This is a genomic window from Streptomyces sp. MST-110588 (genome assembly GCF_022695595.1).
Taxonomy (GTDB): domain Bacteria; phylum Actinomycetota; class Actinomycetes; order Streptomycetales; family Streptomycetaceae; genus Streptomyces.
Genome location: NZ_CP074380.1, coordinates 6615655 through 6630267, shown reverse-complemented (window position 1 = coordinate 6630267; position 14613 = coordinate 6615655). Strand labels below are relative to the sequence as shown.

Here is a 14613-nt window from a genome sequence, read left to right as displayed (position 1 = left end):
CACGCGGGACGTGCGGCAACACCGTGCCACGACCCCGGTGGGGTGGGCCGGGCCCGCCCGGCAGGGCATGATGCATGGCGCCTACTACGGGAGGACGCCGTGCCTGCTACACCCACGCCTGGTTCCACCACACCTCATACACCCCCCACATCTTCCGCACCCCCGCGCCGGGTGCTCCCCGTCCCATCGAGGAGTCCTTCCTGGCCCTGCCGCTGCGCGCGCTGGCCGACGCGGCGCTGGCCCGGGCCCGGGCGCTGGGCGCCGACCACGCGGACTTCCGCTTCGAGCGGATACGGGTGGCGGAGCGGCGGCTGCGCGACGCCCGTCCGGCAGCGGCCTCGGACACCACCGACACCGGCTACGCCGTCCGCGTGGTGCACGGCGGCGCCTGGGGGTTCGCCTCCGGCGTGGATCTGACGATGGACGCCGCGGCGCGGGTGGCCTCGCAGGCGGTGGCGATGGCGAAGCTGTCGGCGAAGGTGATCGAGTCGGCCGGCGCGGAAGGCGGCGCGGGCGGCCGGGTGGAGCTGGCGGACGAGCCCGCCTACCCGGACCGCACCTGGGTCTCCTCCTACGAGATCAACCCGTTCGACGTGCCGGACGCCGAACAGACCGGGCTGCTGGAGGAGTGGAGCGCCCGGCTGCTGCGCGCCGAGGGCGTGGCGCACACGGACGCCGAGCTGACCGCCGTACAGGAGAACAAGTTCTACGCGGACACCGCGGGCACCACCACGACGCAGCAGCGGGTACGGGTGCACCCGCGCCTGACTGCGGTCGCGGTGGACCCGGCCGGCGGCGGCTTCGACTCGATGCGTACCCTCGCGCCGCCGGTCGGCCGCGGCTGGGAGTACCTGACCGGCGGGCACCACGACTGGGACGCGGAGCTGGAGCGGATCCCGGACCACCTCGCCGGGAAGATGCGCGCGCCCAGCGTGCGGCCCGGCACGTACGACCTGGTCATCGACCCCTCCAACCTGTGGCTGACGATCCACGAGTCGATCGGGCACGCCACCGAACTGGACCGGGCCCTGGGCTACGAGGCGGCGTACGCGGGTACCTCCTTCGCCACCTTCGACCAGCTCGGCACGCTGAAGTACGGCTCGCAGGTCATGAACGTGACGGGCGACCGGACCGTCGAGCACGGCCTGGCGACGGTCGGGTACGACGACGAGGGCGTGGCCGCCCAGTCCTGGGACCTGGTCCGGGACGGCACCCTGGTCGGCTACCAGCTCGACCGGCGGATGGCACGGCTGACCGGCTTCGAACGGTCCAACGGGTGCGCGTACGCGGACTCCCCGAGCCATGTCCCCGTCCAGCGGATGGCGAACGTCTCCCTCCAGCCGGCGCCCGCCGGGCCCTCGACCCGCGACCTGATCGCGGGCGTGGAGGACGGCATCTACGTCGTCGGGGACCGCTCCTGGTCCATCGACATGCAGCGCTACAACTTCCAGTTCACCGGCCAGCGGTTCTTCAGGATCAAGAACGGGGAGCTGGCCGGGCAGCTCCGCGACGTGGCCTACCAGGCGACCACGACCGACTTCTGGGGCTCGATGGCCGCGGTCGGCGGCCCGCAGACCTACGTCCTGGGCGGCGCGTTCAACTGCGGCAAGGCACAGCCCGGCCAGGTCGCCGCCGTCTCGCACGGCTGCCCGTCCGCCCTGTTCACGGGCGTCACCATCCTCAACACCACGCAGGAGGCCGGCCGATGAGCCCGCGCAGGCCGATGGGTCCTGGCCGTACGAAGCCGCACGAGATCGTCGAGCGGGCGCTGGAGCTGTCCCGGGCCGACGGCTGTGTGGTCCTGGCCGAGGAGTCCTCCACCGCCCATCTCCGCTGGGCGGGCAACGCGCTGACCACCAACGGCGTCACCCGCGGCCGTACGGTCACCGTCATGGCGACCGTGGACGGCGCGCAGGGCACGGCCTGCGGCGTGGTCTCACGGGCCGCCGTCACCGCGGCCGACCTGGAGCCGCTCGTACGGGCCGCGGAGGCCACCGCGCGCGCCGCGGGCCCGGCCGAGGACGCCCGCCCCCTGGTGACCGGCGTCGCGCCCGGCGGCGACTTCACCGACGCCCCGGCCGAGACGTCCTCCGAGGTCTTCGCCGACTTCGCGCCCGCGCTCGGCGAATCCTTCAAGCGGGCCCGCTCCGGCGACCGGGAGCTGTACGGCTTCGCCCACCACGAGATCGTCTCCTCCTACCTCGGCACCTCCACCGGACTGCGGCTGCGCCACGACCAGCCCACCGGCACGCTGGAGCTGAACGCCAAGTCCCCGGACCGGGCCCGCTCGGCCTGGGCGGGGCGCTCCACCCGTGACTTCCGGGACGTGGACCCGCTGGCGATGGACGAGGAGCTGAGCCGGCGGCTGGACTGGGCGCGGCGCCGGATCGAGCTGCCGGCCGGGCGGTACGAGACGCTGCTGCCGCCCACCGCCGTCGCGGACCTGCTGATCTACCAGATCTGGTCGGCCGCCGCCCGGGACGCCGCCGAGGGCCGTACCGTCTTCTCCCGGCCCGGCGGCGGCACCCGTCTGGGCGAGCGGATCTGCGCGCTGCCGCTGACGCTGCGCAGCGATCCGCACGCGCCGGGGCTCCAGTGCGCGCCGTTCGTCCTGGCGCACAGCTCCGGCGACGACGCGTCCGTCTTCGACAACGGGCTGCCGCTGGAGCCCACCGAGTGGATCCGCGAGGGAGAGCTGAACCGGCTGGTCACCACCCGGCACAGCGCGGAGCTGACCGGCCTCCCGGTGGCGCCGGGCATCGACAACCTGCTGCTGGAGGGCGGCGGCACCCGCTCCCTGGAGGAGATGGTGGCCGGCACCGAGCGGGGGCTGCTGCTGACCTGCCTGTGGTACATCCGCGAGGTCGACCCGGCGACGCTGCTGCTGACGGGGCTGACCCGGGACGGCGTCTACCTGGTGGAGAACGGGGAGGTGACCGGCGAGGTCAACAATTTCCGCTTCAACGAGTCACCGGTGGACCTGCTGTCCCGGGCGGTGGAGGCGGGCCGTACGGAGCGCACACTGCCGCGGGAGTGGAGCGACTACTTCACCCGGGCCGCCATGCCGCCGCTGCGCGTTCCGGACTTCAACATGAGTTCGGTCAGCCCCGGGGTGTGATCCGCTGCCCGCCCCGTCGCCGGGAAGGCGGGACAGGTGGAAGAGGCGGGAGGCGGAGAGGCGGGAGGCGGTGAGAGGCCGGGAGGCGGAAGAGACGGGGAGGCGGAGGAGGTGCGGATAATAGACTCTCCTTTCGTCCTCCCATTCGGGACCATCGATCGATCAGGAACGCCATGACACGCCTCGGCGAATCCGTCGCCCGCGCCAGCGCACTGCTCCGTGCAGATCTCTCCGCCGACTCCACGGTCGAGGAGCTGCTCAAGGAGACGGGCGCGCGGCGCTATCTGGACCTGACGGACCTGACGGCCAAGGAGCAGGCGGAGCTGATCGCCGCCCGTACGGTGGAGGTGCTGCCGGGCGTCGAGAAGCTCGCCGAGCGGATCGAGGAGCGCCGGTCGGCGGGCGAGGGCCTGAGCATCAAGCTGGGCATCGACCCGACGGCGGCCGACGTGCACCTCGGGCACGCCGTACCGATGATCATCCTCAGCCGCTTCCAGCGGATGGGCCACGACGTCACGCTGCTCATCGGTGACTTCACGGCCAAGATCGGCGACCCGACCGGCCGTACCGCCGAGCGTCCGCCGCTGACCGACGAGGACATCGCACGCAACCTCGCCGGCTACCAGGAGCAGGTCCGCCCCTTCTTCGACTTCGAGAAGGTCAGCTTCCGGCAGAACAGCGAGTGGCTGGCGCCCTACACCTTCCCCGAGCTGCTCTCCCTGCTCGCCCAGGTCCCGGTCTCCCAGCTCCTGCAGCGCGAGGACTTCCGTACGCGGCTGGCGCAGGGCTCCGGGCTGACGATGTCCGAGCTGCTGTACCCGATCGCGCAGGGGCTGGACTCGGTGGCGCTGGAGTGCGATGTGGAGCTGGGCGGCGCCGACCAGCTCCTCAACCTCCAGATGGGCCGCAAGCTCATGGAGCTGCGCGGCCAGCGCCCGCAGCTCGTGGTCACCATGCCGCTGATCGAGGGCACGGACGGCTCGGGCGCCAAGATGTCCAAGTCCAAGGGCAACTACATCGGCCTCGGCGCGCCCGCCGACGACGTCTTCGGCAAGATCATGTCGGTGCCGGACCGGCTGGTCGAGCCGTACCTGAAGGCGTGGACGGAGTGGACGGACGAGGAGGTCGCGCTCGTAGGGTCGCGGCTGGCGGACTCCTCGCTGCACCCGATGGACCTCAAGAAGATCCTCGCGGGTGAGGTCGTCTCCGCGCTGTACGGACCGCAGGCGGCGATGGCGGCCCGCGCCGGGTTCACCGCCCAGTTCTCCAAGAAGTCCTTCGCGGACGTCGGGACGCTGCCGGTGGTGGACGTGGCCGAGCACGGCACCGAGCCGGTCACGGTGGTGCTGTCCAAGGTCCTGGAATTCACCCCCAGTGCCTCGGCGGCCCGCCGGCTGGCCAAGCAGAACGCGCTGCGGCTGGTCGTGGAGTCCGACGCGGGCCAGGAGACGGTGGTGCTCTCCGAGGCGGAGGCGATCCGCCCGCTGGGCGAGGTGCTTTCGGAGAAGCTGGCCGCCCTGCCGGGAACCACGTACCTGAAGGCCGGCCGCAAACTGGCCCAGCTTCAAGGGCGCTAGTACCGCCGGTACGGCATGGGGCAGGGTTCGCCCTTCTTGGATGAGGGCGGCCGGCGCGCTGGGTGTGCGCCGGCCGCCCTCATCTGCTGATGCTGCTGTGACTGTTGCCGCTCTTTGCGATCGGTGGTTCAGGTGGTGCTTCTGCCTCGGACGGCGGCCCACAGGCGGTCACCGATCGCGACCACCACGACCGCTCCGACGAGTTGCAGCAGATGCCGCGTCCAGTCGATGCCCTTGGTGTCGTTGACTCCGATGCCGGTCGCCAGCCAGTTGCCCAGCACACTGCCGAGCATGCCGAAGATGACGGTCAGCCAGAGTGGAATCTGCTGCTTGCCCGGGATGATGGCCTTCGCGAGCAGGCCCAGAACCAGGCCCACGATGATTGCCCACAACCAAGTCATGTCGCCTCCTCTAGCGGCGCGCCGCAACGCGGCCGTGCACCGCCAGTTTCGCCCCGGAGCGCTACGCCGCACGCCGGACGGGCCGCTCCCCACGACGCCGGTCCGTACCCGGTCACCGTGTGTCGCGCCCCGGTCTCGAAGGCTGCGCAGACGCGGCGTAACGTGGGATACGTCCGGAGGCAGGCGGATTCCGGCACGACAAGCAGGTGGTGGAACGTGATGCGGAAGCAGACCGGCGCCCAGGCCATCCGGATCACGGGGCCCGTCGGGGGCTGTCGGAGGATGTACGGGGCAGGCAGCGCCGGTATGTGATCTCCATGTCGGTGCGGACGGTGGCCGTCGTGCTCACGGCCGTGCTCTGGAACATCGAGCGTCACGTCGCCATCGCCACGCTGGTCCTGGGCATAGCCCTTCCCTACATCGCGGTCGTGATCGCCAACGCCGGGCGGGAGAACGCCCCTTCACTCCCGTCGACGTTCATCCCCGCGCCCACCCGGCCGATGCTGGGCCCCGGAGGCCACAGCGGGCGGGCGGAACCCGTCCCGGAAGCCGCACGGCCGGACTTCGGCGAACCCCGGCGTGAGCAGAGCTGACCTCCGCGGATCTCCGGGCGGTCAGCAAAGCTCAAGAAAAGCTCAGATCAATCATGCGGTTCCGGTGCACTGCGCCGGGTCGCCCATGACATACTGCGTACGCGCTCCGCATCCCCCGTCGGAGCGACGGACCGACGCCGGGCGGCTCCCCCCGTGGCTGCCCGGCGTCGCCATGTCCGCTTCCGGTGCCCGGCGGTACTGCCCGGCGGTACGCAGCACCGTGAGACGTAGGGTTGAGGTCGTGAACTTCCCCGATTCAACGAATCCAGAGGCGGCGGGCTCCGGCGGCAAGGACTCCCCGGCCGAGGCCGTCATCTGCTCGGCCAAGGGCTGCCGCGCCGACGCGGTGTGGGTGCTGGCGTGGAACAACCCCAAGCTGCACACCCCCGAGCGCCGCAAGACCTGGCTGGCCTGCGAGAAGCACCGTGAGCATCTGTCCCATTTCCTTGGCGTGCGGGGCTTCTTGAAGGATGTGTGCACGCTGGAGGAATGGCAGGACCGGCAGGACCGGCGAGACGGGCAGGACGGACCGGACGAGAACTCAGCCGCCGATCGCTGACATCGGGCGCTCGGGCTGCGAGAAGGACGGGTCATCCAGGCCGGAGCCCGCCTTCTTGCCCCACATCGCCTGCTTCCATATGCGCGCTATCTCCGCGTCCGGGGCGCCGGAGCGCAGTGCGGCCCGCAGGTCCGTCTCCTCGGTGGCGAACAGGCACGTACGGATCTGACCGTCGGCGGTCAGCCGCGTACGGTCGCAGGCGGCGCAGAAGGGGCGGGTCACCGAGGCGATGACGCCGACGCGGTGCGGGCCGCCGTCCACGATCCAGCGCTCGGCGGGCGCGGAGCCGCGCTCGTCCCGGCTTTCGGGGGTCAGCTCGAAGCGGGTGCGCAGCGAGGCAAGGATGTCACCGGCGGTGATCATGCCCTGGCGCTTCCAGCCGTGCTGGGCGTCCAGCGGCATCTGCTCGATGAAACGCAGCTCGTAGTCGTTCTCGACCGCCCAGGCCAGCAGGTCGGGGGCCTCGTCGTCGTTCAGGCCGGGCATCAGGACGCTGTTGACCTTCACCGGGGTCAGGCCGGCGGCACGGGCCGCCGCCAGGCCCCGCAGCACGTCGTCGTGGCGCTTGCGGCGGGTCATGGCCTGGAAGACCTCCGGGCGCAGCGTGTCCAGGGAGACGTTCACCCGGTCCAGGCCGGCGGCGCGCAGGGCGGCGGCGGTCCGCTCCAGCCCGATGCCGTTGGTGGTCAGGGACATCCGGGGGCGCGGGGTGAGGGCGGCGACCCGCTCCACGATGCCGGTCAGGCCCGGGCGCAGCAGCGGTTCACCGCCGGTGAAGCGGACCTCCTCGATGCCGAGGCCGGTGACCGCGACACCGATCAGCCGCACGATCTCGTCGTCGGTCAGGAGGTCGGGCTTGGCGAGCCACTGCAGGCCCTCTTCCGGCATGCAGTACGTACACCGCAAGTTGCACCGGTCGGTCAGCGAAACACGCAGGTCGGTGGCCACGCGACCGAATGTGTCAATGAGCACTGGGCCCCCTCCCCGAGCACGGATCTTCGGCTTCGAGCCTACGCGATGGGTCTGACAACGGGCAGGAGCCAGGAGTCACCGGATCACGGAGGGCCGCGTCGTGGGCGGCCACGACACGGCCCTCGGTTCCCTGCACGCCGGTGCTCTGTACGCTTCAGCGCCCCGTATGCCCCGTACGCCCCGTACGCCCCGGCTCCCCGTACGCTGCGGCGCTCAGTGCGCTCCGGTGCCGGTGAGGGACCGTACCTCCAGTTCCGCGTACTTCTTCACGTCGGGCTCCTCCTTGGACAGCAGCGAACCTAGCCAGCCCAGCAGGAACCCCAGCGGGATGGAGATCAGGCCGGGGTTCTCCAGCGGGAAGAAGTGGAAGTCCATGCCGGGGAACATCGAGGTCTCCTTGCCGGAGACGACCGGCGAGAAGAGCACCAGCAGGACGGAGGAGGCCAGTCCCCCGTAGATGGACCACAGGGCGCCCTGAGTGGTGAACCGCTTCCAGAAGAGGCTGTAGAGGATCGTCGGGAGGTTGGCGGAGGCGGCGACCGCGAAGGCCAGGGCCACCAGGCCCGCGACGTTCAGGCCGCGCGCGAAGACGCCCAGGACGATGGCGACCGCGCCGATGCCGACCGTGGCCCACCGGGCGGCGGCCATCTCCTCCTTCTCGGTCACCCTGCCCTTGCGGATGACGTTGGCGTACAGGTCGTGGGCGAAGGAGGACGACGAGGCCAGGGTGAGGCCGGCGACGACGGCGAGGATGGTGGCGAAGGCCACCGCCGAGATGACGGCCAGCAGGATCGCACCGCCGGTGGAGCCGGCACCGCCGCCGATCTCCTGGGACAGCAGCGGCGCGGCGGTGTTGCCCGCCTTGTTGGATGCCTTGATCGTGTCGGGGCTGATCAGGGCCGCGGCGCCGAAGCCGAGGGCGATGGTCATCAGGTAGAAGGCGCCGATGATGCCGATGGCCCAGTTCACGGACTTACGGGCGGCCTTGGCGGTGGGCACGGTGTAGAAGCGGATGAGGATGTGCGGCAGTCCGGCGGTGCCCAGGACCAGCGCGATGCCCAGCGAGATGAAGTCGATCTTCGAGGTGGCGCTCACGCCGTACTTCAGGCCGGGTTCCAGGAAGGCCGCGCCCTTGCCGCTGACCTCCGCCGCCCTGCCGAGGAGGGTGGAGATGTTGAAGTGGAACTTGAGCATCACCAGGAAGGTGATCAGCAGGGTTCCGGCGATCAGCAGGACCGCCTTGACCATCTGGACCCAGGTGGTGCCCTTCATGCCCCCGATGGACACGTAGAGGATCATCACGATGCCCACCAGGACGACGACGAAGATCTTCCCCGCCTCGCTGGTGATGCCGAGCAGCAGCGTGACCAGGGCGCCGGCGCCCGCCATCTGGGCGAGCAGGTAGAAGATCGAGACGACGATGGTGGAGATGCCGGCGGCCGTACGGACCGGGCGCTGGCGCATCCGGTAGGCCAGTACGTCCCCCATCGTGAAGCGGCCCGAGTTGCGCAGCGGTTCGGCGACCAGCAGGAGTGCCACGAGCCAGGCGACGAGGAAGCCGATGGAGTACAGGAAGCCGTCGTAGCCGAACAGGGCGATGGCTCCGGCGATGCCCAGGAAGGACGCGGCGGACATGTAGTCGCCGGAGATGGCCAGGCCGTTCTGGAAGCCGCTGAACTGACGGCCGCCGGCGTAGAAGTCCTCGGCCCCTTTGGTGCGGCGCCCGGCCCAGACGGTGATGGCCAAGGTGGCCGCGACGAAGACGGCGAAGAGTGTGATGATCAGCGCGCGGTGCTCCTCCGCACCGCCGGCGGCGAGCTCGTACGTGACGTTCGTCCCGTACACGTGGTCCGTGCCGTACATGGCGTTCATGCGTCGCCCTCCAGGCGTGACTTGATCGCCTCGGCCTTGGGGTCGAGCTTGGCGGCGGCGTGGCGGGAGTACCACCAGGCGATGAGGAAGGTCGTCAGGAACTGGGCGACGCCGAGGAGGAAGGCGACGTTGACATGGCCGAAGACCTTGGTGCCCATGAAGTCGCCGGCGTAGTTGGAGAGCAGGACGTACAGCAGGTACCAGGCGATGAAGGCGATGGTGAGCGGGAAGGCGAAGGAGCGGTGGGCACGGCGTAGTTCGCTGAACTCCGCGCTGGACTGGACATCGGTGAAGTCCGGGAACTCGTGCGGTCCCGGACGGGTGGGCGGTGCGGTGCTCACGGGATTCTCCTGGTGGCTGGAAGGGGGTGACGGAGCCCGACAGTAAAGCGCGGATAAGTGACGTGGATCACGCATCGTAGAGGCGTGGCACCGGATAAGACAGGGGGCGTTGGTTGAACTCCGCAGGAACGCGCCGCCGTGGCCGCCACCGCTCAAGAGCCCGTTCGTTGAGCCGGGTGTGACGCCCCCGCCACCCCAGCCGCCACCAGGGCCCGACCGCCGGCCGTACGGAAGCGTGCGGCTGCCCGCCCCCGTCGCGGTCCGGCCGCTGACCCGGCGCCCGGCCGGTCCGGCGCCGTCCGGGCGGTGGTACGGGCCCCGGGTGCCGCTGCCGCCGCTGAGCATCGTCACGCTGCGGCGTACGACGCCCTGACGGGCCGCGCGCCCCGGCGTGCTCCGTGGCGGGCCGGGCGCCGTGGTGCGCGATGCGGCGGGCCGGGCGCCGTGGTGCGCCCCCTGATGGGCCGGGTGCCGTGCCGTGTGCCGCGCCATGTGCCGCGATGGGCTGACAGGGCGTCAATGCGCGGCTTGTGACAGGTTTTCTCCGTAGTCCATTGATGTTCGACGGTGCGGCCCGATAACTTCACTGGCAACCTGCCGCGCGGGACGGCGCGGAGCCGCTTCGGCGGCTCGCCGTCCGGCCGCGGTCCGCAGGCCTGCCGCGGACCGGCGCGGCACCGGACAGGCACCCGCCCGTACACGACCTGTGTGCGGGCGGTCTCACGGATGATGTGGAGTACCCCTGCCCATGGCACTTCCCCGATCCAGACGCATGGGGGCGCTGGCCGTCCCGCTCGGGCTGGCTCTGACGGCCTCCCTCGGCTTCCTGCCGGGCGCCGCCACCGCGGCGCCGAAGGACGTGGCGCCGAAGGCCGCCACCACCAAAGGGCCGCTGCTGTCGTACGTGGTGAACACCACCGCCGACAACGCCACCGTCACCAAGGTGAAGAAGGCGATAGCCGAGGCCGGCGGGAAGGTGATCATCGCCTACGAGAAGATCGGCGTGATCGTCGTCCACTCCGCCAACCCGCAGTTCGCCGCGACCATGCGCAAGGTCCCCGGCGTGCAGTCGGCGGGCGCGACCCGTACCGCGCCGCTCAAGCCCCTGGGCACCACGGACATCGGCAAGCCGCAGAAGCTCAAGCTGCCCAAGCAGGCGCTGGCCGCGGCCAAGAACAGCGCCGTCGCCGCAGCCGCCAAGAAGAGCGGCAAGGAGCCCCTGGAGTCGCTCCAGTGGGACCTGGGTGCCATCAAGGCCGACAAGGCCGCCAAGGTCAACCCGGGCAGCAAGAAGGTCACCGTCGCCGTCATCGACACCGGCGTGGACGACACCCACCCGGACCTGAAGCCGAACTTCTCGGCCCGGCAGTCCGCCAACTGCGTGGGCGGCGTCGCCGACACCACCAAGGGCTCGTGGCGTCCGTACGACCCCGAGTCGGACTACCACGGCACGCATGTCGCGGGCACGATCGCGGCGGCCCGCAACGGCATCGGCGTGGCGGGTGTGGCCCCGGGCGTGAAGGTCTCCGCCATCAAGGTCAGCGAGCCCAAGACCAGCCTGTTCTACGCCGAGAGCGTGGTCTGCGCCTTCGTCTTCGCGGCCGACCACGGCGTCCAGGTCACCAACAACAGCTACTACGTCGACCCGTGGATGTTCAACTGCAAGGATGACGCCGACCAGGGCGCCATCGTTGACGCGGTCGGCCGGGCGGCGAAGTACGCCCAGCGCAAGGGCGCCATCAACGTCGCCGCCGCGGGCAACTCCAACCTGGACCTGAACGCCGACTCCCTCGTCGACAAGTCCAGCCCCAACGACTCCACCCCGGTCGAACGCAAGATCAACCCCAAGACCTGCTGGGACGTCCCCACGCAGCTCCCGGGTACGGTCACGGTCGCCGCGACGGGCGTGAAGAAGCTCAAGTCGAGCTACTCCAACTACGGCCTGAACGTGATCGACGTGGCGGCGCCCGGCGGCGACAGCAAGCAGGTCCCGCCGTCCCCCGCCAAGAACGGCAACATCCTGTCCACCATGCCTGACGGTGACTACGCCTACCTGGCCGGCACGTCCATGGCCACGCCGCACGTCGCCGGTGTCGCCGCGCTGCTCAAGAGCACCCACCCGGACTCCAACCCGGCGGAGATCCAGTGGCTCCTCAAGGCCCAGGCGGACAACCCCGGCTGCGCCACGACCGAGACCACCTGCACCGGTAACGAGCACATCAACAGCCACTTCGGCTACGGCATCGTCGACGCCCTCGACGCCGTGACGGAGTAATCCGCCGCACCCGCCACCACGGCGGACGGCTGACGAAGAAGGGGTCGGACCTCGGTCCGGCCCCTTCCGCCTGTTCTTCCGCTTGCTCTGCCGCCTGCTCTGCCGCCCGTTCCCCCGCTTGCTCTGCCGCCTGTTCGCGGACGCGGTCACACGGTCGTACGGGCCTTTCGGTACGTCCTGCGAGCCGTCGTCCGGTGAGCTGGGCCGGGACCGGCCGCGTACGCCCGTCGTACGCCGTCCGCCAGCGCGTACTGGGCCGCGATATAGGTCAGCATGATCCAGAACTGCGGTACGGGCGGCTGCGGCCACCGGGCGATGCCGCCGGCGATCAGGGTGTCGGAGAGCAGGAACAGCAGACCGCCCAGCGCCGCCCGCGGCCCGAGGCGGACCGCTTGGAAGGCCGTACCGGTGAGCAGCAGGCTGTACCCGGCCACCGGGCCCTTCATGTCCGCCGCCAGGCCCGGCCACAGCAGCGCCACCACCGCGAGCCAGCCGGCCGCGTACACCAGGGCCGCAGCGGTGGCCGTCAGGGCGGGGCGGCGGCCCGGGAAGCGTCCCCGTCGTGTGAAGAGCCGCAGGTAACACAGGTGACCGGCCGCGAAGGAGCCCATGCCCAGCAGGAACGGGACATCGCCGCCGATCTGGAGGAGGACGTCACCGCCGCAGCCGAACAGCAGGGCGGCGGCGAGCTGCCGGGGTGCGCCGCGGGCCAGGACGCAGGCGGCCAGCACCGGCATCAGGGCGGGTTTGGTGAGGTGTTCCAGGGGGACGGCGCGGGTGAGCAGTGCGGCCAGGTGGGTGACGGCCAGCACGAGGAAGAGCGCGGACAGGAGGGCCGGGAGCCGGGCGGAGACGTCTGCGCGTACGGGGAGCCTTGCGCGTACGGAGGAGTTTCCGCGTACGCGGCGGCTCCGGGCCGGACGGGGAGGCGGAGCCGGGGCCGGGGCCCGGCTCACGCGACGCGTTCCCGTTCCTCTGCGGACGGGCGCGGCGCGGGCGCGGCCGGACTCTGCGCGGGAGTGCCGGTTCCGGCACCCGCCCCGGTTCCGGCAGACCGCTCCTCAGGTGCCGAAGGCCGCCGTACGGGCACGGGCTGCCAGCCCGGCCCCCTGAACACCCGCCCGGCGCGCTCCCGCCAGCTCTTGGCCGCCCGCAGGTCCCGTGCGATGGCGGCGTACTCATGGGTGGCCACCCGCAGTGGGTTGTAGGTCTCGATGTTCTTGGTGAGCCCGAAGACCGGCCGTTCGGTCTCCGGCACGAACGAGCCGAACATCCGGTCCCAGATGATCAGGATGCCGCCGAAGTTACGGTCCAGGTAGCCGCCCTGCGAGGCGTGGTGGACGCGGTGGTGCGAGGGGGTGTTGAAGACGAACTCCAGGGGCCTGGGGAGCTTGCCGACTCGCTCGGTGTGCACCCAGAACTGGTAGACGAGGTTCGCCGAGGAGCAGAAGGCGATCGCGGCCGGGTGCACCCCGAGGGCGACCATCGGCACGTAGAACGGCCAGACCGTCCAGGTCGTCCACGGCTGGCGCAGCGCGGTGGTGAGGTTGAAGTGCTTGCTGGAGTGGTGGACGACGTGGCAGGCCCACAGGATGCGGATGACGTGGTGCCCGCGGTGCGACCAGTAGTAGAAGAAGTCCTGGGCGAGCAGCATCAGCAGCAGCGTCCACCACAGCACCGGTACGCGCAGCGGCGTCAGTTCGTAGACCGCGGAGTAGATGGCGACGATCGGGATCTTCCACAGGGCGTCGAAGACCAGGCTGCCCAGCCCCATGGTGATGCTGGTCGCCGCGTCCTTGGTGTCGTAGCCGGCGGCTTCCTCGTCCGGATGCAGGCGATAGCTGACCAACTCCACCAGGGTCAGCAGGACGAACGCCGGTACGGACCACAACACGACATCGGGCAGGTGCGGCATGTTCGCACCATAAATCCGCCGACAGGGGCGCCGCTAGAGGTGTTACCGAGAAGTATGTAAGACAAGTTGTCAGTTGTCCGGCCCTTGCGGTGAAAACGACGGGACGGGACGGCGGCACGGGCGTAACGTCTTGCCGCTGTGACGTCTTGTGGCGGCGTCTTGTGGCGCCTTGTGGCGGTGCCTTGCCGATGACGGCCGGAAGGAGATCCCGTGGCGGCCTCGCGTCGGATCGTCCTGCTCGGTGGCGGTTTCTCCACCGACCCCGACACCCTGCTCGACGACTTCGTGCTCCGCGCGGCGGGGCGGGAGCGGCCCGGGGTCTGCTTCCTGCCCACCGCGAGCGGCGACGCGCAGGGGTACATCGACCGTTTCCACGACGTCCTGGGCGGCCGGGGCGACTGCGGCACGGTCCATCTGCCGCTGTTCCGGCGCACCGACGCCGACCTGCGCTCCCTGATCCTCTCTCAGGACGTGGTGTACGTCGGCGGCGGCAGCACCGCCAACCTGCTCGCCCTGTGGCGGCTGCACGGCCTGGACGAGATCCTGCGCGAGGCGTACGCGTCCGGGGTGCTGCTGTGCGGCATCAGCGCCGGCGCCTGCTGCTGGTTCCAGGGCTGTCTGACCGACTCCTTCGGCCCCTTGCGCCCGCTCGCCGACGGCCTCGGCCTGCTGCCCGGGAGCCTGTGTCCGCACTACGACAGCGAGCCGGGCCGCCGCTGCGGCTATCGGTCCGCGCTGGCCGCCGGTGCCCTGCCCGGCGGGTGGGCGCTCGACGACGGCGCCGCCGCACTGTTCGTGGACGGCCACCTCGCGGAGGCCGTCACGCGCAAGGAGGGCGCCTCGCTGCACCGGGTGGTCACCGATGCCGCCGCCGGCGGCTGTGCCGTACGGGAAGAGGCCCTGCCCGCCCGGCTGCTCACCGCCCGCGGGCCCGGCCCCACTGCCGGGCCCGGTGCGCCGACCGCCGCGATCACCTCCCCCTGACCACCC

Annotated in this window: 13 protein-coding genes and 1 pseudogene; 8 read left to right on the top strand and 6 right to left on the bottom strand. The window is 70.9% G+C overall.

What is annotated here, in order from left to right; all coding sequences use genetic code 11:
• Positions 1-74 precede the first annotated feature (74 nt).
• From KGS77_RS29055 to tyrS, 3 genes are all read left to right on the top strand, one after another.
• Entirely contained in the window at positions 75-1709 is a 1635-nt protein-coding gene (locus KGS77_RS29055) for a TldD/PmbA family protein (protein ID WP_242586108.1), read from the top strand.
• Complete coding sequence (locus KGS77_RS29050) at positions 1706-3118, top strand: TldD/PmbA family protein (RefSeq protein WP_242586107.1); 1413 nt, start codon at positions 1706-1708, stop codon at positions 3116-3118. Before KGS77_RS29055 ends, KGS77_RS29050 begins: the two co-directional genes overlap by 4 nt.
• 173 nt (positions 3119-3291) lie before the next feature.
• Positions 3292-4695, top strand: coding sequence for a tyrosine--tRNA ligase (gene tyrS / locus KGS77_RS29045; RefSeq protein ID WP_242586106.1), 1404 nt, complete (start codon positions 3292-3294; stop codon positions 4693-4695).
• 128 nt (positions 4696-4823) lie between these two features.
• Here the strand turns inward: tyrS and KGS77_RS29040 are convergent, their stop codons facing one another.
• Positions 4824-5096, bottom strand: coding sequence for a GlsB/YeaQ/YmgE family stress response membrane protein (locus tag KGS77_RS29040; protein ID WP_242586105.1), 273 nt, complete (start codon positions 5094-5096; stop codon positions 4824-4826).
• A gap of 219 nt (positions 5097-5315) precedes the next feature.
• Here KGS77_RS29040 and KGS77_RS29035 point away from each other — a divergent pair.
• Positions 5316-5689 (top strand): annotated as a pseudogene (locus tag KGS77_RS29035) (DUF3099 domain-containing protein).
• 313 nt (positions 5690-6002) lie between these two features.
• A complete protein-coding gene (locus KGS77_RS29030; RefSeq protein ID WP_242587758.1) occupies positions 6003-6248 on the top strand; it encodes a hypothetical protein in 246 nt (81 codons plus the stop codon).
• Here the strand turns inward: KGS77_RS29030 and moaA are convergent.
• The 3 genes from moaA to KGS77_RS29015 all read right to left on the bottom strand — a co-directional run bounded on the left by moaA (position 6231) and on the right by KGS77_RS29015 (position 9433).
• Positions 6231-7220 (bottom strand): GTP 3',8-cyclase MoaA, encoded by a 990-nt coding sequence (gene moaA / locus KGS77_RS29025; RefSeq protein ID WP_242586104.1) that lies wholly within the window; start codon positions 7218-7220, stop codon positions 6231-6233. The genes KGS77_RS29030 and moaA overlap by 18 nt on opposite strands.
• A 213-nt stretch (positions 7221-7433) precedes the next feature.
• On the bottom strand, positions 7434-9083 hold the full coding sequence (locus KGS77_RS29020) for a cation acetate symporter (RefSeq protein WP_242587757.1): 1650 nt from the start codon (positions 9081-9083) through the stop codon (positions 7434-7436).
• A 5-nt stretch (positions 9084-9088) separates the two neighbouring features.
• Positions 9089-9433, bottom strand: a complete 345-nt coding sequence (locus tag KGS77_RS29015) for a DUF485 domain-containing protein (RefSeq protein WP_242586103.1) — start codon at positions 9431-9433, stop codon at positions 9089-9091.
• Positions 9434-9668: 235 nt separating this feature from the next.
• Here KGS77_RS29015 and KGS77_RS29010 point away from each other — a divergent pair, with 235 nt between their 5' ends.
• Both KGS77_RS29010 and KGS77_RS29005 read left to right on the top strand, forming a co-directional pair.
• The gene (locus KGS77_RS29010; RefSeq protein ID WP_242586102.1) at positions 9669-9806 is read left to right on the top strand and encodes a hypothetical protein; all 138 of its coding nucleotides are present in this window, start codon (positions 9669-9671) and stop codon (positions 9804-9806) included.
• A 375-nt stretch (positions 9807-10181) separates the two neighbouring features.
• Positions 10182-11708 (top strand): S8 family serine peptidase, encoded by a 1527-nt coding sequence (locus tag KGS77_RS29005; protein ID WP_242586101.1) that lies wholly within the window; start codon positions 10182-10184, stop codon positions 11706-11708.
• 146 nt (positions 11709-11854) lie between these two features.
• Here the strand turns inward: KGS77_RS29005 and KGS77_RS29000 are convergent, their stop codons facing one another.
• Both KGS77_RS29000 and KGS77_RS28995 read right to left on the bottom strand, forming a co-directional pair.
• Entirely contained in the window at positions 11855-12520 is a 666-nt protein-coding gene (locus tag KGS77_RS29000; RefSeq protein ID WP_242587756.1) for a lysoplasmalogenase, read from the bottom strand.
• 140 nt (positions 12521-12660) lie between these two features.
• Positions 12661-13623, bottom strand: coding sequence for a sterol desaturase family protein (locus tag KGS77_RS28995; RefSeq protein ID WP_242586100.1), 963 nt, complete (start codon positions 13621-13623; stop codon positions 12661-12663).
• Between the two features lie 210 nt (positions 13624-13833).
• On the opposite strand from KGS77_RS28995, the gene KGS77_RS28990 reads away from it, so the two are divergent.
• The gene (locus KGS77_RS28990) at positions 13834-14607 is read left to right on the top strand and encodes a peptidase E (protein WP_242586099.1); all 774 of its coding nucleotides are present in this window, start codon (positions 13834-13836) and stop codon (positions 14605-14607) included.
• The last annotated feature ends 6 nt before the right edge of the window (positions 14608-14613 follow it).

What these genes read in the sequence shown, in the direction of transcription:
- KGS77_RS29055 (WP_242586108.1), top strand. Translation starts at nt 75, where the DNA reads ATGGCGCCTACTACGGGAGGACGCCGTGCCTGCTACACCCACGCCTGG.
- KGS77_RS29050 (WP_242586107.1), top strand. Translation starts at nt 1,706, where the DNA reads ATGAGCCCGCGCAGGCCGATGGGTCCTGGCCGTACGAAGCCGCACGAG.
- tyrS (WP_242586106.1), top strand. Translation starts at nt 3,292, where the DNA reads ATGACACGCCTCGGCGAATCCGTCGCCCGCGCCAGCGCACTGCTCCGT.
- KGS77_RS29040 (WP_242586105.1), bottom strand. Translation starts at nt 5,096, where the DNA reads ATGACTTGGTTGTGGGCAATCATCGTGGGCCTGGTTCTGGGCCTGCTC.
- KGS77_RS29020 (WP_242587757.1), bottom strand. Translation starts at nt 9,083, where the DNA reads ATGTACGGCACGGACCACGTGTACGGGACGAACGTCACGTACGAGCTC.
- KGS77_RS29005 (WP_242586101.1), top strand. Translation starts at nt 10,182, where the DNA reads ATGGCACTTCCCCGATCCAGACGCATGGGGGCGCTGGCCGTCCCGCTC.
- KGS77_RS28995 (WP_242586100.1), bottom strand. Translation starts at nt 13,623, where the DNA reads ATGCCGCACCTGCCCGATGTCGTGTTGTGGTCCGTACCGGCGTTCGTC.